This is a genomic window from Jatrophihabitans sp. YIM 134969 (assembly GCF_054456675.1).
This window is the reverse complement of sequence record NZ_JBTJEQ010000022.1, coordinates 1-22,475: the sequence shown is the minus strand read 5'-3', so window position 1 is coordinate 22,475 and position 22,475 is coordinate 1. Positions and strand designations below refer to the sequence as shown.

Sequence of the window (22,475 nt, the reverse complement as noted above, 5' to 3'; positions counted from 1 at the left end):
GGAGGTCAGTTCACGGGGTTCCCTCGGCGAGCCGTTTGATCCGGGCGAGCGACTCGTCCCAGCCCCGTGCGATCCCCTGGAGGTCACGAGCGAGATCTTCCAGCCGTCCACTCCGCGCGGAGTGGACGAGTTCGCGGCCCTGCTGCCGGGTCTCGGTGAGACCCGCAGCCCGCAGCACTTCCAGGTGTTTGACGATGGCCTGCCGGCTGACCGGCAGGTCGCGGGCGAGAGCCGATGCTGACGCCGGGTTGTGGCCCAGGCGGGTGAGTACCAGCCAGCGGGTGTCGTCCGCCAGCGCCGTGAAGACCGGTGTCAGGCTCGCGGTCACTTCTCCTCGAGGAAGGTCCGGGCGGCGCCGAGTTCCATGTCCCAGCCCGTGTCGTTGTCCGACCGGTCCTCGAGCCATTCCTCCCGGGGCTTCTGCAGGGCGGTGAACCCGCTCTCGACCACGCGCAGTGTCACCCCACCCTCGGCTCGATCCCGGATGTGGAACTCGACCAGGGTGGAACGGTGCTTGCCGTCGTCGGGCAACCGGTGATGCCACCGGAACGACACGTACGACGGTGAGCGCCGTTCGACCGTCTGCAACCGGAACTCTCCGTACTCGGCGTGGGTGAGCACTGTCAGGTCGTCGTCCGACCGCAGGTCGGGCGCGGGGTCGATGCTGCCGGTGTTGATCCACCAGCCGGGCCGCGACACCAGGGCGAACACCTCTTCCGCGCTGGCGTCGATGTCGATGCTCTTGTCGATGCGGTCGAGGGGATCGAGCCCGTCGACGTCAGGGGTGACGGTGGTGGTGTCCGTGTCGTCCATGAGGACCTCCCTCGGTCGGTGACGTGTTGTGCAACTCCACAGTTGCATGTCACGGACGGGTGTGCAACTGCGAGATTGCAGGTGGTGGCACCTGCGACCGGGCGTGGGCTGCCGCGCCTCAGGCCGTGTCGACGTCGGGGGTGCGGGCGTCGTGGTCGTGCGTCCCGTCCCGGAGTTCGCGTCGTTCCCTCGGACTGTCGAAACGGCGGTGCAAGCCGGTCGCGGAACGCCGCCACCGTTCCGCGGCCGCGCCGTCGCCGCGACGCTGCTCGACCCGCCCGAGCGCGGCGTACGCCGCGGCCCGCAGGTCCGCGCGTTGGGTCGAGTCGGCGATCTCGGCCGCGCGTTGCGCGAACACGCGGGCGGTGACCAGGTCGTCCGCCGCACGGTGGGCGTCGGCGAGGAGCACCGAACACCAACCCTCGGCGGTCGGGTCGTGCTGCGCGTGGGCGATCTCCCACGCCTGCTCCGCGTGTCTCACCGCGAGCCGCGGGTCGCCCACGCGCAGCGCCAACCGGGCGAGCCCGAAGCGGGCGATCGACCGCGCCCGGTGGTCCGGGGTCGCGTCGGCGAGCTCGCGTGCGGTCTCACCGTGACGCACGGCCGCCGCGACGTCCGTCTCGCGGTGGACGACCGACAGGCCGCGGTGCGCCTCCGCCAGGCCCCAGACGTCGTCGGCGTCCAGTGACCGGTCGAGCGCGGCGCGCAGCGCGGTGACGGCCCCGTCCGGGTCGTCGCAGAAGGTCCGGCCGAAGCCGAGGTTGCGCCAGACGTCGGCCTGGACGTGGAGGGGCAGTGCGTCCGAGGCGCCGGCGGCAGCCGTGAGCAGCTGCGTGGCCCTGGGGTACTCGCTGCGCTGCAGCAACGCCTGTCCGAGCACCACGTCGCACCTGACGGCGGCCTCCGGGTCCTCGCCGACCACCGTCCGGCAGGTCGCCACCGCCTCGACCACCCGGTCGACGTCCTGCAGTCGGGTCAGCAGCGGGGCGAGGTGGGTGAGCAGCCTCGCGGCGAGGGCGGCGTCGTCGCGGCGGACCGCGAGCGTGAGCGCAGCTCCGGCGACGTCGAGGTCCCTCCCGCTCCAGCTCCCGGGGTCGGACCGGACGGCGCCGACCAGGGCCGTCACCTGCGGGTTGCGGCGGCCGGTCGCGCCGGTCACGGGCCCGCTGTCCACCGTGCGACCGGTGAACGCCGCATCGGCGACGGCCGTCAGGTCCAGGACCCACCTGACCGCGCGCTGGACAGCGGCGGGGTCCGCCGACGGCGCGGCGAAGGCACGCACGAGGTCGTGCAGGCGGTACCGCGACGGCGCCGGGGGTCGGCTCGCGGGTTCCAGGACCCCCGCGAGGACCAGCTCCTCGGCGACGCTCGCGGCCTGGTCGAGCTCCACGTCCGCGAGCGGCGCGACCAGCCACCACCCGAAGTCGACGGGGCCGAAGGCCGCCGCGGCGTTCAGGGCCTGCACCGCGTGCCGGCCGAGCGTTCCTGTCGTCTGCCGGAGACCCGCGTGCACGCTGCGCCCGGCCGAGGCGAGGTGCCGCACGCGCCGGTCCTCGTCCACGAGGCGGGCGGCGAGCTCGGCGAGCCCGAGCTGCGGCTGGGTCGCGAGCCGACCACCCAGGATGCGCAGGGCGAGGGGGAGGCCGCTGCAGTGGGCGACGACCGCGGCCGCGGCGGCCGGTTCGGCCACCGTGCGCTCCGCGCCGCAGACCGCGGCGAGCAGTGACAGCGACGCCGTCTCGTCCAGCGGCGCGACGCGGTGCCGGAGCGCGACGTCGAGGTCGGGCAGCGCGGCGCGGCTGGTCACGAGCGTCGCGCACCCGTTCGACCCCGGCACGAGCGGGAGCACCTGGGCCTCGTCGTGGGCGTTGTCGAGCACGATGAGCAACCGGCGGTCGGCGGTCGCGGTGCGGAACGCGGCGGACAGCTCGTCGAGGTCGGTGCGAGAACCTGTCGTGTCGACGCCGAGTGCCCGCAGGAACATGGCCAGGACGTCGGCCGGCGACCGACCGCCCGGCCCGCCGCCGAGATCCGCGTACAGCTGGCCGTCCGGGTAACCGTCCGCGACGAGGTGGGCCGCGCGCACCCCGAGGGCCGTCTTGCCCTGACCCGCCAACCCGTGCAGCAGCACGACGGTCGGGACGTCGTCGGCGGACGGGGCTCGTGGGGCGGTGAGGGCGTCGACCACGTCGCGGAGGGCGTCGTCGCGGCCGAACAACCGGCTGGCCGGCGGCAGTTGGCGCGGCGTCGGGGCCGACCAGGGGACGAGTGGTGGGCGGTCGGCCTCGCCCGGGGGCGGCGGGGGGACGTCGCGCCGCACGCCTGCCCGGTACCAGGCCTCGGCCCACGCCCGTTGCTCCTCCGGCGTCGCACCCAACGCGATCACGATCCCGTCCAGCACGTCGGCAGGCGGCAGCGACCGACCGGTGACGTACAGGTGCGTGGTCGAGCGTGGGATGCCGACGGCACCGGCCAACGCCGCGAGCGACACCCGGGCCTTGCCCGTGCCGTCGGCCGCGCGGCGGCGCAGGGCGTCGAGGTGGGAGGCGAGGTCGGCCAGGTCCTCGATCCGATCGGGCTCGGGCGGCCCGGATGCACCCGTCACCCGTCCGACCCCCTCCTCGCTGCCGGTCCGTCCGGTGTCCGGGAACGTCCACGATTGTCCATCAGGGCCGTCGTCCACGGGGACTTGGCGCTGGAATCACCTGCACCCCGCTGGGACGACCCCCGTTCCCGGGAGCGAAGGGAGCACCACATGCGCAAGACGTTGGAGCGACTCGGCGAGCGACTGCTCGTCACCGTCGTGCCGGGCATGGACGCCGCCGCCGGCTGCCCGCCGGACAACTTCACGCGGAACTGCAGCCCGTACTGTCCGGCGCCCTACAGGAAGGCCCGGGTGCAGAACTGCTCGTACACGCCAACGTGCCAGCTCAGCTGCGGGCCCTGCTACTACGTCGTCCGCAACTGCGCCTGAGACGACGACGTGTCCTCCCTTCATCTGTTCGGTGTCGTCCTGCTCGGCGGGGTCCTCGCGGTGTCGTCGTGGAGCAAGCTCCACAGCCGGGAGGTCCGCCGGCGGTTCGTGTCGTCGGTGCGGGGTTGGCGGGTGGCGCCCGACCGGTACGCCGGTCGGGTCGCCGCCGCCGTCACCGGCCTCGAACTGGTGACCACCGTGCTGCTGCTGACCTCCGTGTTCCTGCCCGTCGCCGGGTTCCGCCTCGCCGTGAGCGTGCTCGCCGCGCTGCTGCTGCTCGGGCTCACCGCCGGACTGGTGCTGCTGCTGCGTCGCGGCGTCGTCACCGGTTGCGCCTGCTTCGGCGCCTCGACGGCTCCGGTCGGGGCCCGTCACGTGGTCCGCAACCTGGCCCTGCTGGCGGTCGCCGTGCTGACGACGGTCACGGCACCGGCGACCACCGCTCCCGCCGTCGCCCCCGCCGTCCTCGCCGCCGGTCTCGCGCTCGTCGGCGCCCTGCTCGTCATCCGCTTCGACGACGTCGTCGCGTTGTTCACCCCCGTCCCCACCGCTTCCGGGAGTTGAGATGGCCGTTCTCGTTGCCGTCGTCGTCGTACTGGCCGTTGCCCTGTGCATCAATCTCGTCCTGACGTTCGGGGTGGTCCGGAGGCTGCAGGACCACGAGACCCGCCTGGCTCGTGGCGTCGTCGCCGCGGCCACGCCGTGGGCGCCCGAACCCGCCATGAGCATCGCCGACGGCGGCACCGTCCACCCCTTCATGGCGCTGAGCTCCGAGGACGAACCCGTGACCCGCGAAGGGTTGTCCGGGCCCACTCTCGTGGCCTTCTTGTCCACCCACTGCTCGTCGTGCCGCGACGCGCTTCCCGGTGTCGTCGACGCCGCCCGGTCGTGGCCCGGTGGCCGTGAGCGGGTGCTGGGGGTCGTGGTCGGCGAGCCCGAGGGCGGTGACGACGACGTCTACGAACAGTTCCGGTCCGAGCTCGCCCCCGTCGCGAAGGTCGTGCGCGACGTCGACGGCGGTCAGGTGCCCGTCTCCTTCGGCGTCCAGGGTTTCCCGGTCGTGGCCGTGGTGGACGTGGGCGGACGGGTCGTGGCGAGCGGGTACGACCTGAGCGACCTGCCGTTGCCCGTCGGCCGCTGAGCGACGCGGTGACCGGCACGTCGAGGTTCGGTCGGTCGTGCTGGGCGGCCTGGCGACTCGCGTGGCGCGCCCGGCCGGGTGTCGTCACGGCGTACCTCGCCGTCTGCACGCTGAGTGGTCTGCTGCCGGTGGCGGCGGTGTGGTTGCTCAGCACGGCCGCGGCCTCGGTCGCGGGGGGTCGGGCGCTGGTCGGGACCGGTCTCGCGATCGTCGTCACCGGCCTCGTCGCCGCCGTGGTGCCCTCGGTCGCGCAGTTCATGCTCGCCGAGCTCCTGCGCGCCACCGGCCGGGCGGCCCAGGACGCCCTATTCGCGGCCACCGACCGGTTGTCCGGCCTCGTCCGGTTCGAGGACCCGGCCTTCCGCGACCGGTTGCGACTCGCGCAGTACGGGGGTCGCACCGGGCCGGGCCAGGTGGTCGACGGGGTGGTCGGCGTCGTGCAGGGCGCGGTGACGATCGTGGGGCTCGCCCTCGTCCTCGCGCGGGTCAACCCGGTGATGACCGTGGTGGCACTGCTGGCCGCCGTCCCGGCGCTGGTGGCCGAGATCCGGGTGAGCCGGCTGCGCGCCGACGTCCTGCTCCGGACCGCGCCGGTGGAGCGGCGGGAGTTCTTCTACGGCGAGCTGCTCACCAGCCTGGACGCCGCGAAGGAGGTCCGCCTGCTGGGCCTGGGTGGTCTGTTCCGTCGGCGGATGCTGACCGAACTGACCGAGGCCGATCGTCGGCGTCGCTGCGTCGACCGTCGCGACCTGTGGGTCCAGATCTCCCTGGCCGCGCTCGCCGCCGTGGTCTCCGGCGCCGGCCTGCTGTGGACGGTCGTCGCCGGTCCGGTGGGCGCGCAGGCGGTGGGGGCGTTGGTCGCGTACCTCGGGGCCATCGGCGGACTGCAGGCCGCGGTGGCGGCGCAGGTCAACCGCGTCGCCACGGTCCACCAGGCCGTCGCCGCGTTCGACCACTTCGTCGCGGTCGAGGACACGCCCGCCGACCTGCTGCCCCGGCGACCCGGTGTCGCGCCCGTGCCGCTCACGACGCTGCGACACGGCATCACGCTGGAGGACGTCTGGTTCCGGTACTCCGACGACGGGCCCTGGGTGCTGCGCGGGGTCGACCTGCACATCCCGCACGGGTGCTCGCTCGCGATCGTCGGGCTCAACGGGGCCGGCAAGAGCACGTTGGTCAAGCTGCTGTGCCGGTTCTACGACCCCACCCGGGGGCGGGTGCTGTGGGACGGCCTCGACATCCGTGACGTCGCTCCCGCCGACCTGCGCGCCCGGATCGCCGCCGTGTTCCAGGACTTCGTGACCTACGACCTGTCGGCCGCGGACAACGTCGGACTCGGTGACGTCGGTCGGTTGGACGACCGGTCGGCGGTACAGGCGGCCGCGACCCGCGCCGGTGTCGACCCGATGCTGCGCGAGTTGCCGCGCGGGTACGACACCCTGCTCTCGCGCTCCTTCGAGGACCCGGGCGACGGCGACGGTGTCCCGCTGTCCGGCGGTCAGTGGCAACGCGTCGCGCTGGCCCGCGCGTTCATGCGGCAGGACCGTGACCTGCTGCTGCTCGACGAGCCCAACGCGGGGCTCGACGCCGCCGCGGAACGCGACCTGCACCGGCGACTCGCGCAGCACCACGTCGGCGCCACCCGGATCCTCATCAGCCACCGGCTGGGCTCACTGCGCGGTGCCGACCGCGTGGTGGTGCTCGCCGACGGCGTGATCGCCGAGTCCGGCAGCCACGCCGATCTCGTCGACCTCGAGGACGGCCTGTACGCCGACCTGTTCGCGGCCCAGGCCGACGGCTATCGCGAGGTCGCCACGGCCGGACCGGCGGTCACCGTGGCCGGTCCACGATGAGCCGGAAGGCCGCGTGCGTCGGCGGGTTCCTCCTGGCCACCACGGTGGTCCTGCGACGGGCTCTGGTCGTCGTGACGGTCGAGGGCCACAGCATGGAGCCCACGCTGCCCGCGGGCAGTCGCGTCCTGGTCCGCCGCTGTGGTCCGGCCGGGCTGCGACGCGGCGCGGTCGTGGTCCTCGCGCCGCCAGCCGAGGCACGCGCCGCCCGGCGCGGGCCGCGACCGCCCGACCCGACGCCTCGACGGCTGATCAAGCGGGTGGCCGCGCTACCCGGCGACGCCGTGCCCGTGGCCGTCCGCGCCACGTCGACACCGGCCGGTGAGGTGCCCGCCGGACGGCTCGTGGCTCTCGGCGACAACGCGTCGCGCAGCCTGGACTCGCGGCAACTGGGCCTGTTCCACACCGACGACGTCGTCGGTGTGGTCGTCCGCCGGCTCGAGGCCGCCCCGGTGGCTCACGTCGGCCACCGTCGGCGGCTCGTGGTGGGCCCGTGACAGGACCCGGTGAGCGGCGGCGCTCCAGAACCTCGGCACCACCGTCGCACGCACGATCCACGTGCAGGGCATCCGGCGTCGGCGCCGGGCTTCCGTGGTCGACCCGTGCTCACCACCGGGTGGATGCGTAGTCGTCTCGACCGAGCAGCGCGCGGGCGAGGTCCTCGTCGAGCAGGTAGCCGCGCAACCCGGCATGTCGGCTGCCGACCCCGATGTCGCGCCAGAACCGTTGCAGTGGGTTCGACCGTGGGAACGCGCTCGACCCGGACCCGTGGAGGTCGAGCAGGTCGTCGACGGCGCTGCGTGCGTCACGGACCGCGGCGATCAAGGATCGACGGAGTTCGAGTCTGGCCGACAGGTCGAACGGCTCAGGGTCGCCGGCGGCGGGATGGCGGGCGAGTTCCGCGGCGACGGCATCCACGCGCGCCGCGGCGTCCGTGATCTGTGCGCGTGATCGGGCGAACAGGGCGCGGGCACCCGGTGATGCGGCGTAGGAGGTGTACCGGGTTCGTGACGGGCCTTTCCCGCTGTGCACCAGCGCGGTCACGACGCCGAGCGCACCCCTCGCCATACCGACGATGGCGGCTGACGTGAGCGTCGTCGTGAGCAGCGTCGCGCGTCCGGTCACCTGGGGATCGGCGGGCAGGTCGAAGACGAAGTCGTCCGCCACGTGGACGTTCTCGGCGACGAAGGTGTGGCTTCCCGTGCCCTGCAGTCCGGCGACGTCCCAGGTCCGGACCAGTCGGAGCTCCGCTGTCGGCACGACCGCCATCCGCATGCGCGGAGGCCGGCCGGCCTCCACCAGGAGCGCCCCGAGCATCGCGTACGTCGCGACTTCCGATCCGGAGCAGTACGGCCACGTGCCGTCGAGCAGGAACCCGTCGTCGTGGGATGTCAGCGATCCCGGTGCGAAGTTCTCGATGACCGGACTGTTCGCAGCCGCCAGGGTCGATCGGGCTGCTGCGGAGGCGAACGGCAGCAACCCGGTCACGGCGGTCGTCAACGCGACGACCCACGCCGACGCGGGACACGCAGCGCCGAGCACCTGCAGGTCGGCCGCGAGCTGGCGTGGGTCCTGCCAGGCTGCGACGGTGCCGGCGGTCGAGAAGCACCCCGCCGCTCGGAGCGCGTCGAGGGAGGCCGGTGCGAGTCGGCCCGCCGACTCGGTTGCGGCGGCGTTGCCCGCGAGGGTCGCCAGGAGTTCGGGGGTGATCGTCCGAGCCGGTTCCTCCGGTCCGACCCCGTCGCTCGAGCGCGGCGCGGCGACCGTTCCGGGCTCTGCTGCTGCGGCTGGCGGATCGTGGAGCACCTCGATCGCGGGCGCATCGTCGTGAGTCATGGGATCAGCGTGCGTCCGGTTCTTCCTCGTGACCTCCGTGGAAACACCGACTTCCCGCGGGTCACCATGGCGAGCCCCTGGTCCGCCACTCGTTCGCGGCCGACGTCCCGCCCGAGTTCCCGTGACGCATCGGGGCTTCGAGTTGCGGTGCCCTCCTGGTCTGTCACGATTTCACAGTGACCTCACCTCGGGACCTTCCGGCGGCGCTGCCGCGCGCGCGGCAGGCGTGGCCGCTCCCGTACGGCCCGGACGCGATCGCCCTCCTCGAAGCGGCGCTGCCCTCAGAGGTCGACGAGCTGAACGAGGTGTTGTTGGCGCGCCTGACGTCCACACCACCTCGGCCCGTCACCGCGGCCTGAGCGTGCCGTCGGTTCCGCACGGGTGTGCGGGGCGTCCTCGCCGGGCGCACGGGCTGACGGGTTCCCGATGACCGGACTCGTCGACAAGCTCCTCGGCGTGCACGGGGTCGTCGTCTACGTCGTCGTCGGCGCGCTCGTGTTCGCGGAGGACGCGCTGTTCGTGGGGTTCGTCCTGCCCGGTGAGACGGCCGCGGTGCTCGGGGGAGTCATCGCCAGCCGCGGCCAGGCGCCGCTCGCCCTCATGCTCGTCGTGGTCGTCGCCGCGGCCGTGATCGGCGACAGCGTGGGGTACGAAGTCGGCCGCCACCTCGGCCCGCGCATCCTCGGCGCCCGCTTCCTCCGCACGCGGCGCCGTCGTCTCGACCAGGCGCAGGACTTCCTGCGGCGCCGCGGCGGCACGGCCGTCTTCCTCGGCCGGTTCGTCGCGTTCTTCCGCGCGGTGATGCCCGCTCTGGCCGGCACGTCGCGGATGCCCTACCTGCGGTTCCTGTCCTTCAACGCCGCCGGCGGTCTGGTGTGGGGCGCCGGGTTCGTCATGCTCGGGTACCTGGCCGGCAACTCCTACCAGCGCATCGAGAAGACCGTGGGCCGCGGCGCGGCGATCGCCGTCGCGGCGGTCGTCGTCGTGGCGTTGGTGGTGTGGCGCATCCGTGAACACCGCCGTGACCGCCACGACGAGGACGCACCGGGCGGTGAGCTACCCGACCAGCCCTGACGCGTTCCGTCGCCCGATCAGGAACCCGGCGACGCCCGCGAGCAGCAGGAGGCCGACCGCCGTCACGGCGAGTCCGGCGACGGCGGTCCCACTCCACAGCACGCCCGTGGACGACGGCGCTGACAACGCCTCGAGCGGTTGGTAGCTGGAGTAGCCGACCTCCGCGCCGCCGGGGAACTCGTGCCAGTGGGTGAAGAAGATGGTCGTGCCGACCGCGAGCACCAGCACGGCGACAGCGGCGACGATGAGCGGCGTTCGCGGGCGACGGTGCACCGACACAGGATGTCGCACCCCACCCGCGGTGGCGACTCGATGCCGTGGGTGGTGGCGGAGCGTTGCACTCTGCGCCATTCGTACAGATCTCCGTCGCAGGATCAGGCACGGGTCACGTCGGCGTCAGGGTTGTCCCCGATCGTTGACCTCGGATCAGCCGAGTCCTTAGCGTGAGCCGGCGCGCCGTCGCGACCCGATCACACCCGCTCGAGAGGGGCCGGTCCGTGGAGCACCAGCAGACGGCGGGCGACCCCGGACCCGGACTCCCGACCTGGGTCGTGATCCGGCCGGAGGACCAACTCCGGCTGGAGGTCTCCTTCCAGAGCTTCACCGCAACGCCGACACCCGGCGGCCCGGTGACGATGGTCGCGGCGGACCTCGCGGCGGTGGTGGTGACCTTCGGAACGCAGGCCGAGTACGAACAGAAGCTCGACCAGGAGTACCCGTGGCCGCCGGGTGGTCTGGCCGGATCGGACCCGTCCGGGCTGTCGACGCTGACGATCACGGTTCCGACCGGCACGGTCGTGCCGGTCACCGTCGACGGGGTGCTCGGTGCGATCGGTTCGTTCCCCGTGTGGGTGCCGCCGGCCGCGGAGCCGCGGTACGCCGGGGTGGAGATGCCGGCCGGCCTCGTCCTCGCCCCGGCGCCGAGGGTCAGCGGGGAGCCGGTCACGCTGCACCACCCCGTCACCGCCCGGACTCACGCCGGCACGACCGCGCTGTGGCAGACCGAGGTGACGGCACCGTCGGGGTTGCAGGCCATGGTGCTCGACGCCTTCGGCGACGTCCAACCGACCGGCTCGGTGCCCCACACCACCGACGGCCCGCTGTTCCAGGGCCAGCGGGCGGCCATCCTGTCCGTGTCCCGCGCCGCGGAGCAGAGTGGGACGCCGGTCCGCCCGACCGTCGAGCGCATGCGGCTGTCCGCCCTCGGTGGCACGTTGACCGCTCACGGAACGTGGGGGCAGCCGTCCGTGACGGGTGACGGCGACACGGACCCCGGTGCGGTCACGACCACCACCTGGCAGCACGATCTCGCGCTCGGCCGCGACCGCCGCGTGCTGTTCACCCAGCCGGGCGTCCTGCTGCCGTTCGGCCATGCCGCGGTCCTGGTCGAACTGGCAGAGAGATCCGTGGAGACCGAGGGTTCCGGCGGCGTCGCGTTGATGCGGGTGTGGACGACCGTCCACGTGCAGCCGGTCCGCGAGTACGTCGCCGGAGCTCCCGGTGTGGGGTACGCGTTCCCCTTCGACCGCGCCGAGGTGCTGACGACGACGATCGCGGGACTCGACCCGGTGACCCTGACCGGCACCCCGCCCCAGGGACCGTTGCAGCGGGGTTCGGTCGACGTGCAGGTCCCGGTGCGGCTGTCCGGCGCCCTGGGCCCGGTCGACGTCGCGGTGGCGATGGTGTTCGTCGGGGCGCAGACGTCCGACCTCGACGAGTCGAGCGCCGCGACACCGCCGGGTCGCGGTGACCACGAGCCGCCACCCCACGACCTGCCGCACGTCGACCCGCCGTCCCCGGCAGGATTCGACGTCGCGTTCGCCACCGCCCGGATCCCGGTGCCGGCCGTCCCGGTCGACCTCGTCCGCGCAGCGGCGCCGAAACCGTCCGACGTGCACATCGTCCACGGGATCACGGTGCAGACCCTGCTCGCAGCCGGAGGCGCCGTCGACGACCCGCTGAGCTACGTGCCCACGATCTCCTCGGTCCGCGTGGACCCGCCGGCCGTCCGGACCCTGCTGCCGCCCGGCGTGCCGTCGGTGGTCGACGCCGCGTTGAGCGACGAACTCGCGGATGTCGGTGCGCAGGCGACCACCGTGCTGCAGGACCTGCGCGTCGCCGACGTCCCGGCCGGCGAGGACGCGGCGCTGGTGCTGGCGTTCGCCGGCGATCCGCAACGCTCCGGCGCGCTGGTCAGTCCCTCCCTGGTCGCCGACACCGTGTCGCGCGAGCTCGGACCCACCGCGAAGGCCCTGCTCTCCGCCGCAGCCGACTCACCGGTCACCGACAGCGTGAAAGACCTGTTCGGCGAGGCGGAACTGCTCGGGTTGTCACTGCGGGACCTGCTCCCGACGACGATGGGCGACCTGCCCGTTCCCCAGATCCTCCAACTCGCCCGTACCGCCGAGGACGTCGCGGCCGGGAAGCCGCCGCCCGTCACCCTGACCTGGACAGGTCTGAAGCCGCTCGGCAAGGACTCGTTCCTGGCCTCACCCGACGGCCACGACACCACCCTCGACCTGAGCGCCACGGTCTCCGCCGACGCCTCGACCGTGCAGTGCGTCCTGAGCGACTTCGCCCTCGCCATCCCCGACCGGACGAACCCGTTGCTGACGGTGACGTTCGGGTCGCTGACGTTCGACGCGCAACAGGGACGGCCGCCGACGCTGACCGCGTCCGGCGTCGCCGCGCACTTCGGAGGCGACCTCGACGTCATCGCGATGCTCGAGAAAGCCGTGGACTTCGGCGACGCCGGGCAACTGGTGAGGCTCGACGCCGACGGCATCACGGCGTCGTACTCGTTCTCCGCACCCGAGGTCAGCGCCGGCGTGATCTGCCTGCGCAACGTGGACTTCGGTGCCTCGGCCGTCGTCCCGTTCACCGGCGACCCGGTCAGCATCGCGATGCACTTCGCCACCCGCGACAACCCGTTCACCGCCACCGTGCTCGCCTTCGGCGGCGGTGGGTACGTCGACCTGCTCGTCGACACCAGCGGGATGCGACGCTTCGAGGGCTCGTTGGACTTCGGGGCGCAACTGGCGGTCGACTTCATCGTCGCCGCGGGCGAGGTGCACGCGTTCGGCGGGGTGCGCTTCCTCGTGGAGGTCACCGCCACGACCACGGACATCACCGCCAGCGCCTTCCTGCGGTTCGGCGGCTCGCTGCAGGTCCTCGGCGTGGTCACCGTCTCGGTCGAACTGTCGCTGGAGCTCAGCTACGCGCGGAACGGCGACCACAGCACCCTGTCCGGCCGGGCGACCCTGGTCATCGACGTCGACGTCACGATCTGGTCCGACTCCGTCGAACTCGACAGCGGTGAGTGGGTGATCGCCGGCGGCCGCGGCGACGACCACGTGGCCGCACTCGACGTCGGCGACGAGCAACACGCGGCGTGGCAGGCCTATCGCGCGGCGTTCGGCGCGTGAGCACGCTGCTGCTGTGTCCCGTTCCGGGCGGCGTCGACGCGGACGGCTCGGCCGTGTTGCGTGTCGTCGTCGTGCCGCGTCTCGACGCCGGTCCGCCGGCCGACAACTTCCTCGCGGCGTGGCCGCCGCCCACCCTCCGGACGTCCCTGTCCGTCACGCTCACCCCGACGACGGGCAACCCGGTGACGGTCGAGGTCACACCGCGGTGGAGGGACCAGCCAGGCCTGTGGCCGTTGGTGTTCGGGCGGGCGACGGTGCCACCCGCGGTCGCGACCGCACGGGCGGCGGCCGCGGGCGGCGTGACGGTCACCCCGACCAGCCTCACCGTCGCCGCGCTCGACGCGAGCTTCCGGGCCGCGACGCAGGCGTTCGCCGCCACGGCCGGTCCGGACCCGACGGGCGCCCAGGACGCCTACGCGACGGTGGTGGCCCGCGAGCTGCAGAGCCCGGCGTGGGCGCCGCCGGTGATCTCGCTCGGCCCTCCGTCCGAACTCGCGCAGCCGCGGGTGGACACCCCGCCGAGCGTCACCGACGCGAACCGGATCTACGGGCTGCTGCGGGAACACCCACGCGTGCTCGAGGCGCTCGGGCTGATCTTCGAACTCGAACTGCCGTCCGGAACCGTGCCGCCCGGCGACGGGACGGTGCGGGTCGACTGGCCCGGGGCGGGGGACACCACCCCGGTTCTTCCGACCGTCGTGCCCCGCTCGACCGCGTACGTCGACGCCGTATTCCTGCCGGCCGCGGCTGATCCGGCCGAGATCGACCACGGCGTCGTCCCCCTCGACGACCCGACACGCTGGCGGCTCGCCGCCGTCGACTCCGAGTCCGCAGCGTCACGGATGGAGGCGCCCAGCCGGAGCGGGTCGGAGCCGGTGCTCGACGTGCTCCCCGCTCTCCGCACGGCGGGCCTGCTGCTGCTGCGCGTCGACCGTCAACAGGTCTTCGACACCCGGCGGGCCCGTTCGCTCGCCCTGGCGGCCGCCGAGGACCCGGTGCTGCACGCCGAGGACCTCGTGCTCGGCTACCGCATCGACGTGCGGGCGGCGGACGAGACCACCTGGAACCCGTTGTGCGCGCGACAGGCGACGTACCACCTCGACGACACCCTCGTCGGCACCGCGGCGGCGTTCGAGGAAGGCCACGTCAAGGTCCACGCCGCGGTGCGCGACGCGTCCGGGCAGGTGCGCACCGACGAGGTCGTCACCCGGTGGGACGGGTGGAGTCTGGCGGTACCGAGGCCGTTTCCCCTGCGCAGCACGGGTCTTCCCGGGGCGGGGGACGACCTGTCCGACCCACCGGACCCCGCCGACCTGCCGTACCGACTGAGCACCGAGTTCGCCGTGCCGGCGGCGAGCCTGCCCCCGCTGCGGTTCGGGACGTCCTACCAGCTGCGGGCGAGGGTCGCCGACATCGCCGGCGGCGGTGTCCCGGTCGACGTCGCCTCGCCGACCGACCACGCCACGACGGCGTTCACCTTCGCCCGCTACGAACCCGTGGCGTCGCCCGGGATCACTGCCGTGGACAGCGACGCGGATGGCTCTGGCTTCCCCCTCGGCCAGTTGGTCGTCACCAGCGAGGGCGGTGACCCCTCCGGTGGCGCGGCCGACCCGCCCAGCACGGGTCGGACGCAGCGGACGTTGACCCGGCCGACGGTCGCGCTGACCACCGCCGAGTGGCACGGGGCGCTCTCGGGTGACGCGGAGACGACCTGGCCGCTCGTGCAGTTGGCGGCGGCGCAGCAGTTGCCCGACCCTGCCGCGTACGGGCTGACCGCGACCGCGGTGTCGGACACCGTGACCGTCGGCCCGGCGACCCGGCCGTGGTCGGCGTGGCCCGACACGACCGCGACCACCATCGTGGTGCGCCCGGCCGATGCCGACAGCCCGTTGTTGGCGTGGACCGACGACGGCCTCGTCGTGAGCCTCGCCCCTGCGCAGGAGGCGACCGTCGCCCTCGCCTCGACCGTCGACCGTGCTGTTCTGGAGCAACTCGCTGTGGCCGGATGGAGCGATCCGAGTTCGATCGCGCACGGCACCGACGCCGGCCTCACCGCCGCGACCGTCGGCCGGCACCCGATGGTGACGCCCACGATGACCGTGTCGTGCGTGCACGCCGTACGTCGGCCGCTGCTGCCGGCGAGCGGGGCGATCGTCCTCGGCGCGCGCGACGGAGCGAGCGTGTCGATCACACCCACCCGTCCGGTGTTCGGTGTCGACACCGCGAGCACCGGGCAGGTGGACGTCACCGCGTCGTGGACCGAGGTCGCCGACGGCCCCACGGTGCCGGACGCCGCGATGCCGTCACGTCAACCGGTCGGCGGCGTCCCGGTGCAGTCGCTGGTCGTCCACCGCGGCGACACCACCGCGGAGGTCGTCCACCACCTGCCGGACACGCGCTACCGACAGGTCACCTACGACGTCACGGCCGTGAGCCGGTTCCGCGGGTTCTTCCCCGACGGCCCCGACGAGGACTTCGCCGCGGCACCGCTGACGCTCACCGTCGACGTGCCGAGTTCCGAGCGACCCGCCCCGCCGAAGGTGGCCGCCGTGGTGCCGGCCTTCGCGTGGGACACGACGTCGACGGGTTCGACGATCACCCGTGTCCGTCGAGGGAATCGGGTCCGCGTCGAGCTCGAGCGTCCGTGGTTCGACAGCGGGGACGACGAACGGATCGCGCTGGTGTTCGCCCGCCCCGCCACGGGCGACACGACGGTCGACGTCACCGAGGTCGGCCGCGACCCGGTGCAGGCCACCGTCACACCACCCCGGTTCCCGTCGGCGGCCGACGTCGTGGCGAGCAGCGACCCCGTCGCCACCGTCGTCCGGTCCGTCGACGGCCGACAGGTCGACGTCGTACCGGCCGAGGTCTTCGCCGATCCCGCCGCGGGTCGGTGGTTCGCCGACTTCGCACTGCCCACGGCGGCCGGTGGCTCCTACCGGCCGCTGATGCGCCCCGCTCTCGCCCGCTACCAACGACGCAGCGAACCGGGATGCGAGCTGTCGGCCGTCGTGCTCGCCGACTTCGTCCCGCTGCTGCCGGACCGCACGCTCACCGTCGCGGTCGTCGGCACCCGGATCGCCGTCACGCTGACGGGGATCACCCCGCAGAGTGAGGGTGCGTGGGGCAACGTCGTCATGGTCGCGTTCGAGCCGACCACGGACGGCACCACGCCCGCGCCCGTGCACCGCACCGGCCCCGGCCTGTTCCCGGTCGTCCCCGACGTGCGCTACGGCGCCGTCGGCGACACGATCGTCTACACCGTGCCCGCCGGTCACACCGTCGGACGCGTCCGCGTGTTCGAGGTGGAGGACGAGGTCGTCCCCGATCCGGGCCACGATCCGCCGGACCCGCCGCCGATGGGCACGCAGATCGAGTCCGCCACCGGAGCGGTGTTCTTCGACGTCGTCGCGCTGCCGACGCCCGTCAGCGGGTAGCGAGGTCAGGCGGGTCGGTCGAGCCGGACCGGCATCAGGATCGACATGGTGCCCTCGCGTCCGGGGTGGCGGACGGCGAGGGGAGTGATGGGGTCGTCCAGGCCGAGGACGAGTTGATCGCCGGCCGCGAGGGCCTGGCGCAGGAAGTCGCGGTTGACGCCGACCACCACGGCGTCGGGGTCGTCGCTGCGGCCGACGCGGACGCCGTCCGAGGTGATGCTGACGCTGCTGACGTCGAAGGCGACGCCGTCGTGGTCGCGGGTGAGGGTGTGGGTGTCCCCGGCGTCGAGGTCGGCGCAGAGCGCTGCCGAGTCGACGGTGACCTCCCGGCGGCGGCCGAGCTCCAACCAGCTGCGGTACGGGGGGAAGTCGACGTCGGGCACCTCCGCCCGGACGACGACGTCCCCACCGGACAGGGTGATCTCGCCGTCGGCCACGACGACGTCGAGGGTTCCGGTGCCGCCGCTGCCGAGGAGTTCGTCGACGGCCGAGGTCGGCAGCAGCAGGTGCAGGTCGACCGGGTCGGACGTCGTCACCATGCTCACGACGAGCCGGTAGCGGTCGGTCGCGACCACCCGCAGCCGCCCGGGTTCGCTGTCGAGGTAGACCCCGGCCAGGCGCGGCGTGTCGGGGTCGTCACCGACGGCGTACCGGACGTCGCGCAACGCGCGGATCAGGTCGGCGGCGGGCAGGGTGCAGTGGTTCACGGTGTTCTCCTCGTGCTCGAGTAGGTGTCGGACGATGGAGATCTCCCTGCGGGCGTCGGCCAAGCCGGCCTCCAGGCGGTCCAGGTGAGCGGTCAGGACCCGCGTGGCCTGAGCCGGTTCCCGCAGCACGACCGCGATGTCCGCGAGCGGGAGGTCGACCCGGCGCAGGTGCGCCACGAGTCGGGCCGTCGCCACCTGGTCCGGACGGTAGAAGCGGTACCCGGACGCCGGGTCCACCACCGCCGGCCGCAACACCCCGGCGCCGTCGTAGAAGCGCAGTGCGCTGTGGGGCAGCCCGCTGAGCGACGACATCCGGCCGATGCCGAGCAGTTCGTTCTCCACGTCCACGACGCTCCTGTCTCGACCCACTCGAGGGTCAAGCCCGGATCGTGCCTGGTGGACCACCAGGGGGCACACCGGGATGCTGACCCCACACCCGAGGAGGTGCAGCATGACCGACCTCGTCACGCCCTTCCAGATCGCCGTCCCGGACGTCGCGCTCGAGGATCTGCGGCGCCGCCTGCGCGGAACCCGCTGGCCCGATCGCGAGGTCGTGACCGACTGGTCGCAAGGCGCGCCGCTGCACGTCGTCCGCGACCTCGTCGGGTACTGGGCGGACGGCTACGACTGGCGCGCCACCGAACGACGCCTCAACCGGCTGCAGCAGTTCCGCACGTCGATCGACGGTGTCGTCATCCACTACGTCGAAGTGCGTTCCGCTCACGCCGACGCCCTCCCGGTCGTCCTCACCCACGGTTGGCCGGGCTCGTTCCTGGAGTTCGAGCAGGCCGCGTTCCGTCTGGTCGACCCGCCACCCGGTGCGCCCGCGTGCCACGTGGTCGTGCCGTCTCTGCCCGGGTACGCGTTCAGCGGCCGACCGGCCGTGCCCGGCTGGGACATCCACCGCATCGCCCGGGCCTGGTGCGAGCTCATGACCCGCCTCGGTCACGAACGGTTCGTGGCCGCGGGGAGCGACTGGGGCACCAGCGTCTCGACGAGCATCGCGCTCCAACGCCCCGATCGGCTGCTGGGCCTGCACCTGGTGCCACCGCTGGTCCCACCCGATCGCGACGCGGACGACCTGACCGACGCCGAGCGTGTCGCGCTACGCGATCTGGACGAGCGCAGCCGCACCGGTTCGGGCTACTCAGCGGTGCACGCCACCCGCCCGCAGACGCTCGGGTACGGGCTCACCGACTCGCCGGCCGCGCTCGCTGCCTGGCTCGGCGAGAAGTTGTGGAGGTGGACCGACCCGCGCACGGACGGTCTCACCCGCGACCAGGTGCTCGACGACGTCAGCCTCTACTGGTTCACGCGGACGGCCGCGTCCTCGACCCGGCTCTACTGGGAGAGCATCGCCGAGGTGAGCGAGTGGCTCACCTCGCGGACGTCGGACGTCATCGACGTACCGACCGGTGCGAGCGTCTTCCCGGGTGAGGTGCCGCGCCCGTCCCGCCGGCAGGCGGAGCGTCGTTTCCGCAGCATCGTCCACTGGGGTGAACCCGAGCGTGGCGGGCACTTCGCGGCGTGGGAGCAGCCCGACATCTTCGCGGAGGAACTGCGCGCGACGCTGCGTGCGCTGTGACCGGCGTCGACGCGGCTGTGACCCGACCGTCGTGCAACGTTCCTGGTGTCCGCCCGTGACCCGCGAGGAGATCACCGCCGAGGCCGACCGTCATCACGCCGCCGCCGGCACTCATCCGTGACAACCGCCGAGGGTTGCGCCTGAAGCAGTCGCGGGCGGTACCGGCGATCAACGCCCAGATGCTGTCGCAGGATTGATCACACGGTCTGCGAGGCGAGGTCCCACAGGCGATCGGCCGCGACGGGGTCGAGTGACCACTCAGCCACGCCGGGCGGAGCGTCGGGGCCACCCGTGACCGTCGGAGCCTCCTGGTTGTCCTCGAAGAACCGCCCGGTGACGCCGGCGAGCAGGGGTGAGCCGGCCAGGAGCACGGAGGTGGCGGCGCCCTGCTCGACGGTCTTGAAGTGGGCCGGCGTCACGAGGTTCCCCTCGTCGTCCATCGCCCCCATCGCGCGCATCGTCTCGGGACCCAGGCTGCGTTGGAGGTTGGTGTGGATCGAGCCCGGAGCGAGCGCGTTGGCGAGGATGCCGTCGGCGGCCCACCGACGGCTCACACCGACCGCCAACAGCACCACGGCGGTCTTGGACTGCGAGTACGCCGTCCAGGGGTCGTAGGGGCGGCGTTCGAACTGCGGGTCGTCGAGGTCGACCGGGCTGCGCAGTTGGGCGCCCGAACTGACCATCACGAGTCGGGCCGATCCGGCCGCGCGCAGGTTGCCGTGCAGACCGTGCGCGAGGAGGAAGTGGCCGAGGAAGTTCGTCGCCAGTTGCAGCTCCCATCCCGCGGGATTCACCTGCCGTGTCGGCAGCGCCATGATGCCGGCGTTCGCCACCAGGGCGTGGAGCGGACCGGTCCAGCCGTTGACGAAACGACGCACCGAGGCAGGGTCGGCGAGGTCGAGCGCGGCCGCGTCGACGCGAGGCAGTTCGTCGACCAGCGGTTGCGCCGCGACCGGGTTGCGGGTGGCCACCGTGACCTCGGCGCCGGCGTCGTGCAACGCCCGCACCGTTGCCGCCCCGAGTCCCGACGCACCGCCGGTGACGATCATGCGTCGACCCTCGAGACTCACCCCCGCGATGACGTCGGACGCGGTGCTGCGGGCGGAGAACGGCGTGCGGATGGGGCTCATGCTCATCACCGGCGGGCCGCGGCGACTGCCGCTCGCATGCCGGCCGCGTCGTGGCGCACGCCGTAGGCGGGCTGGTCCGGTTGGTAACGCCAGCCCTCGGCGAGCGGACCCGCGTCCACCACGTCGAACCCGAACGCGTCCACCACCACGGCGACCTGCCGCCGCGCGTCGGCGTCGTCGCCCGCCACGACGAGCGCGCGCCGACCGGGCTGCCCGGCCGGCGCACCGTCGGTGGTCATGTCGGCCGCACCGAGGTTGTTGAACGCCTTGACGACGCGGCTGCCGGGCAGGAGCGCCTGCAGCATCTCCGAACTCGTCGTCGTCGCGGCGTCGAGGGCGTCGATCTGCCCGTTCCACGCGGGGTAGTAGTTGCCGGTGTCGACCACGATCCGGCCGTCGAGCGCATCGACCGGCAGGTCGGGATATCCCTGGAGCGGGATGCTGACCACGACGATCCGGCCGGCGCTCGCCGCGTCGTCGATCGTTGCAGCGCGAGCGTGTTCTCCCAGTTCGGTCGCCAGGTCGGCGATCGACTCCGGGCCCCGGGAGTTGGCGAGCACGACCGAGTAGCCGGCGCGCACCGCCGCCCGGGCGAGCTGACTCCCGACGTTGCCGGTGCCGATGATGCCGATCGTCGTCATGTCGTCTCCTGTGTCGCGAGGCCCGGGCGGGCTCCGTGGACCGCCACCATGCGGAGGGGGAGTGGTCGATCGCATCGGTCATCTGACTCCGGCTCGCGGCGGTGCGGCGACGTGGCGGAACCGGAGTCAGGTGACTGATGTGCGCCGCCCCGACCTCGCCGAGGGTCGACGGTGCGACCGGACGACCGTCGTCCGTCGGAGAGGAAGACCGATGACCCAGCCCGTGGAACCCGTTCTCGAACCAGCAGCGCAGGCCTTCGCCGACGCGAACGCCAACCCGCCGTTCCTGTTCCAGCTCTCGCCCGAGGAGGGGCGCACGATCGTGAACGGCGTGCAGTCGGACCCGCCGCCCGTGCTGCCCGCCGCCGACATCTCCGACCTGACCGTCGAGGGCGGACCGACCGGATCGGTGCGCGTGCGCATCATCCGGCCCGCCGGGAGCACCGGCGTCCTGCCGGTGATCCTGTACGTCCACGGCCTGGGTTGGGTGTTCGGCGGCCCGCAGACCCACGACCGTCTGGTGCGCGAACTCGCGGTGGGAACGGGCGCCGCGGTGGTCTTCCCCGACTACGACCTCGCGCCCGAGAAGAAGTACCCGACGCAGATCGAGCAGGTGTACGCGGTCGCGGACTGGCTGTCGATGAACGGCCCGGAGCAGAGCCTGGACACCTCGCGCATCGCGATCGCGGGGGACTCGGTCGGCGGCAACATGGCCGCGGTGACCACGATCCTCGCCAAGCAGCGTGGCGGGGTGTCGTTCGTCGGGCAGCTGCTCTACTACCCGGTCACCGACGCCTCGTTCGACACCTCGAGCTACCACCAGTTCGCCGAGGGGTACTTCCTCGCACGCGAGGGCATGCAGTGGTTCTGGGACCAATACACGACCGATCCCGCGGAACGCGCGGAGATCACCGCGTCGCCGCTGCGGGCGTCGGTCGAGGAGCTGTCGGGACTGCCGCAGGCCCTGGTCGTCGTCGGTGAGGCCGACGTCCTGCGGGACGAGGGTGAGGCGTACGCCGCCAAGCTCCGCGCGGCCGGGGTCCCCATCACGACGGTCCGGTACGGCGGCATCGTCCACGACTTCGTCGGCCTCAACCCGCTGCGTCGCACGTACGCCGCGGAAGCCGCCATCGCCCAGGGCATCGCGTTCCTGCGTCGCGTCCTCGGGACCGACTGATGCCGGGTGTCTCGGCCGAGGCGCTGCTCGAGCGGATGGTGCAGGACGTCTTCAACCAGCCGGACGCAGGACAGCGGGCGTCCGCCGTCGACGAGGTGTTCACGGCCGATGTGGTGTTCGTCGACGGCGAGCGCACGGTCACCGGCCGGAACGACCTGGCCGCGACGGTGACGGCGTTGCTGGCGCGAGCACCGGGATTCGTGTTCGTCCCGGACGGCCCGTTCCGCGGCGTCGGCGACCTGGGCATGCGCCCGTGGCGGCTCGGACCGCCCGGGGGTGACCCGGTGCTGCGAGGCCTCGACGTCGTCCAGGTGGCCGACGGTGCGATCGCGCGACTCTGGACCGTGCTGGGCGACTGAGCCGGGAGGTGTCTCGGACACGGCGCCGACCGGGTCGGTGCCGTGTCCGACGCCCGCAGCAGGAGATCGGACTCAGCGATCCAGGACGTCGCGCAACTGGCCGCGTGAGCGCACGCCGAGCTTCGGGAAGATCCGGTAGAGGTGGCTGCCGACCGTGCGGTGCGACAGGTGGACCTGGTCCGCGATCTCCTTGTTGGACCAACCGTCGGCCGCGAGGTGGGCGATCTCGAACTCCTGGGCCGTGAGTGACGAGAGCGCACCGACCGGCGGCCGGCTCCGGCGGTCCGGCTGGGCCGCGCCGGCCGCGCGCAACTCGGCCGCCGCCC

General features: G+C 73.0%; 21 protein-coding genes. 12 read left to right on the top strand and 9 right to left on the bottom strand.

The features are described 5' to 3' along the window. Positions 1 to 10: 10 nt before the first annotated feature. The 3 genes from ACXR2U_RS13100 to ACXR2U_RS13090 all read right to left on the bottom strand — a co-directional run bounded on the left by ACXR2U_RS13100 (position 11) and on the right by ACXR2U_RS13090 (position 3,418). A complete protein-coding gene (locus ACXR2U_RS13100; protein ID WP_458825491.1) occupies positions 11 to 328 on the bottom strand; it encodes an ArsR/SmtB family transcription factor in 318 nt (105 codons plus the stop codon). Continuing rightward, entirely contained in the window at positions 325 to 813 is a 489-nt protein-coding gene (locus tag ACXR2U_RS13095; RefSeq protein ID WP_458825490.1) for an SRPBCC family protein, read from the bottom strand. The genes ACXR2U_RS13100 and ACXR2U_RS13095 overlap by 4 nt, the downstream gene beginning before the upstream one ends. Before the next feature lie 118 nt (positions 814 to 931). Beyond that, complete coding sequence (locus ACXR2U_RS13090; RefSeq protein ID WP_458825489.1) at positions 932 to 3,418, bottom strand: NB-ARC domain-containing protein; 2,487 nt, start codon at positions 3,416 to 3,418, stop codon at positions 932 to 934. A gap of 150 nt (positions 3,419 to 3,568) precedes the next feature. Between ACXR2U_RS13090 and ACXR2U_RS13085 the strand changes: the two genes are divergently transcribed. The 5 genes from ACXR2U_RS13085 to ACXR2U_RS13065 are packed head-to-tail and all read left to right on the top strand — an operon-like array spanning position 3,569 to position 7,275. Further along, positions 3,569 to 3,787 carry a hypothetical protein gene (locus ACXR2U_RS13085; protein ID WP_458825488.1) on the top strand — a complete coding sequence of 73 codons (219 nt, stop codon included), beginning with the start codon at positions 3,569 to 3,571 and terminating at the stop codon, positions 3,785 to 3,787. 9 nt (positions 3,788 to 3,796) lie between these two features. Next, on the top strand, positions 3,797 to 4,351 hold the full coding sequence (locus tag ACXR2U_RS13080; RefSeq protein WP_458825487.1) for a MauE/DoxX family redox-associated membrane protein: 555 nt from the start codon (positions 3,797 to 3,799) through the stop codon (positions 4,349 to 4,351). Between the two features lies 1 nt (position 4,352). Further along, positions 4,353 to 4,928, top strand: coding sequence for a TlpA disulfide reductase family protein (locus ACXR2U_RS13075; protein WP_458825486.1), 576 nt, complete (start codon positions 4,353 to 4,355; stop codon positions 4,926 to 4,928). Positions 4,929 to 4,936: 8 nt separating this feature from the next. Continuing rightward, entirely contained in the window at positions 4,937 to 6,781 is a 1,845-nt protein-coding gene (locus tag ACXR2U_RS13070; RefSeq protein ID WP_458825485.1) for an ABC transporter ATP-binding protein, read from the top strand. Beyond that, entirely contained in the window at positions 6,778 to 7,275 is a 498-nt protein-coding gene (locus ACXR2U_RS13065; protein ID WP_458825484.1) for a S26 family signal peptidase, read from the top strand. Before ACXR2U_RS13070 ends, ACXR2U_RS13065 begins: the two co-directional genes overlap by 4 nt. Positions 7,276 to 7,384: 109 nt before the next feature. Here the strand turns inward: ACXR2U_RS13065 and ACXR2U_RS13060 are convergent, their stop codons facing one another. Beyond that, entirely contained in the window at positions 7,385 to 8,614 is a 1,230-nt protein-coding gene (locus ACXR2U_RS13060) for an acyl-CoA dehydrogenase family protein (protein ID WP_458825483.1), read from the bottom strand. Between the two features lie 176 nt (positions 8,615 to 8,790). Here ACXR2U_RS13060 and ACXR2U_RS13055 point away from each other — a divergent pair, with 176 nt between their 5' ends. Continuing rightward, complete coding sequence (locus ACXR2U_RS13055; RefSeq protein ID WP_458825482.1) at positions 8,791 to 8,973, top strand: hypothetical protein; 183 nt, start codon at positions 8,791 to 8,793, stop codon at positions 8,971 to 8,973. 67 nt (positions 8,974 to 9,040) lie between these two features. Then, entirely contained in the window at positions 9,041 to 9,688 is a 648-nt protein-coding gene (locus ACXR2U_RS13050) for a DedA family protein (RefSeq protein WP_458825481.1), read from the top strand. Here the strand turns inward: ACXR2U_RS13050 and ACXR2U_RS13045 are convergent. After that, positions 9,671 to 9,961 (bottom strand): hypothetical protein, encoded by a 291-nt coding sequence (locus ACXR2U_RS13045; RefSeq protein ID WP_458825480.1) that lies wholly within the window; start codon positions 9,959 to 9,961, stop codon positions 9,671 to 9,673. The two genes, ACXR2U_RS13050 and ACXR2U_RS13045, sit on opposite strands and share 18 nt — an antisense overlap. Before the next feature lie 224 nt (positions 9,962 to 10,185). Between ACXR2U_RS13045 and ACXR2U_RS13040 the strand changes: the two genes are divergently transcribed. Both ACXR2U_RS13040 and ACXR2U_RS13035 read left to right on the top strand, forming a co-directional pair. Then, on the top strand, positions 10,186 to 13,113 hold the full coding sequence (locus tag ACXR2U_RS13040; RefSeq protein ID WP_458825479.1) for a hypothetical protein: 2,928 nt from the start codon (positions 10,186 to 10,188) through the stop codon (positions 13,111 to 13,113). Then, positions 13,110 to 16,550, top strand: a complete 3,441-nt coding sequence (locus ACXR2U_RS13035) for a hypothetical protein (RefSeq protein WP_458825478.1) — start codon at positions 13,110 to 13,112, stop codon at positions 16,548 to 16,550. The genes ACXR2U_RS13040 and ACXR2U_RS13035 overlap by 4 nt, the downstream gene beginning before the upstream one ends. A 5-nt stretch (positions 16,551 to 16,555) precedes the next feature. Here ACXR2U_RS13035 and ACXR2U_RS13030 read toward each other — a convergent pair whose 3' ends face one another. Next, positions 16,556 to 17,605 carry a DNA polymerase III subunit beta family protein gene (locus tag ACXR2U_RS13030; RefSeq protein ID WP_458825477.1) on the bottom strand — a complete coding sequence of 350 codons (1,050 nt, stop codon included), beginning with the start codon at positions 17,603 to 17,605 and terminating at the stop codon, positions 16,556 to 16,558. Between the two features lie 103 nt (positions 17,606 to 17,708). Here ACXR2U_RS13030 and ACXR2U_RS13025 point away from each other — a divergent pair, with 103 nt between their 5' ends. Continuing rightward, positions 17,709 to 18,842 carry an epoxide hydrolase family protein gene (locus ACXR2U_RS13025; protein WP_458825476.1) on the top strand — a complete coding sequence of 378 codons (1,134 nt, stop codon included), beginning with the start codon at positions 17,709 to 17,711 and terminating at the stop codon, positions 18,840 to 18,842. Between the two features lie 197 nt (positions 18,843 to 19,039). Here the strand turns inward: ACXR2U_RS13025 and ACXR2U_RS13020 are convergent, their stop codons facing one another. Further along, positions 19,040 to 19,972: an SDR family NAD(P)-dependent oxidoreductase gene (locus ACXR2U_RS13020; RefSeq protein WP_458825475.1), complete on the bottom strand. Its 933-nt coding sequence runs from the start codon at positions 19,970 to 19,972 to the stop codon at positions 19,040 to 19,042. A 5-nt stretch (positions 19,973 to 19,977) separates the two neighbouring features. After that, positions 19,978 to 20,613, bottom strand: a complete 636-nt coding sequence (locus ACXR2U_RS13015; protein WP_458825474.1) for an NADPH-dependent F420 reductase — start codon at positions 20,611 to 20,613, stop codon at positions 19,978 to 19,980. Between the two features lie 211 nt (positions 20,614 to 20,824). Here ACXR2U_RS13015 and ACXR2U_RS13010 point away from each other — a divergent pair, with 211 nt between their 5' ends. Both ACXR2U_RS13010 and ACXR2U_RS13005 read left to right on the top strand, forming a co-directional pair. After that, entirely contained in the window at positions 20,825 to 21,790 is a 966-nt protein-coding gene (locus ACXR2U_RS13010; RefSeq protein ID WP_458825473.1) for an alpha/beta hydrolase, read from the top strand. Continuing rightward, a complete protein-coding gene (locus ACXR2U_RS13005; RefSeq protein WP_458825472.1) occupies positions 21,790 to 22,149 on the top strand; it encodes a nuclear transport factor 2 family protein in 360 nt (119 codons plus the stop codon). Before ACXR2U_RS13010 ends, ACXR2U_RS13005 begins: the two co-directional genes overlap by 1 nt. 72 nt (positions 22,150 to 22,221) lie before the next feature. Here ACXR2U_RS13005 and ACXR2U_RS13000 read toward each other — a convergent pair. After that, a partial coding sequence (locus ACXR2U_RS13000; protein ID WP_458825471.1) for a helix-turn-helix domain-containing protein occupies positions 22,222 to 22,475 on the bottom strand: 254 nt, incomplete at its 5' end.

Excerpts from the sequence above, each read along its gene's own strand:
- ACXR2U_RS13095 (WP_458825490.1), bottom strand. The coding sequence starts at position 813 with ATGGACGACACGGACACCACCACCGTCACCCCTGACGTCGACGGGCTC.
- ACXR2U_RS13085 (WP_458825488.1), top strand. The coding sequence starts at position 3,569 with ATGCGCAAGACGTTGGAGCGACTCGGCGAGCGACTGCTCGTCACCGTC.
- ACXR2U_RS13075 (WP_458825486.1), top strand. The coding sequence starts at position 4,353 with ATGGCCGTTCTCGTTGCCGTCGTCGTCGTACTGGCCGTTGCCCTGTGC.
- ACXR2U_RS13065 (WP_458825484.1), top strand. The coding sequence starts at position 6,778 with ATGAGCCGGAAGGCCGCGTGCGTCGGCGGGTTCCTCCTGGCCACCACG.
- ACXR2U_RS13060 (WP_458825483.1), bottom strand. The coding sequence starts at position 8,614 with ATGACTCACGACGATGCGCCCGCGATCGAGGTGCTCCACGATCCGCCA.
- ACXR2U_RS13050 (WP_458825481.1), top strand. The coding sequence starts at position 9,041 with ATGACCGGACTCGTCGACAAGCTCCTCGGCGTGCACGGGGTCGTCGTC.
- ACXR2U_RS13025 (WP_458825476.1), top strand. The coding sequence starts at position 17,709 with ATGACCGACCTCGTCACGCCCTTCCAGATCGCCGTCCCGGACGTCGCG.
- ACXR2U_RS13020 (WP_458825475.1), bottom strand. The coding sequence starts at position 19,972 with ATGAGCCCCATCCGCACGCCGTTCTCCGCCCGCAGCACCGCGTCCGAC.
- ACXR2U_RS13015 (WP_458825474.1), bottom strand. The coding sequence starts at position 20,613 with ATGACGACGATCGGCATCATCGGCACCGGCAACGTCGGGAGTCAGCTC.
- ACXR2U_RS13010 (WP_458825473.1), top strand. The coding sequence starts at position 20,825 with ATGACCCAGCCCGTGGAACCCGTTCTCGAACCAGCAGCGCAGGCCTTC.
- ACXR2U_RS13005 (WP_458825472.1), top strand. The coding sequence starts at position 21,790 with ATGCCGGGTGTCTCGGCCGAGGCGCTGCTCGAGCGGATGGTGCAGGAC.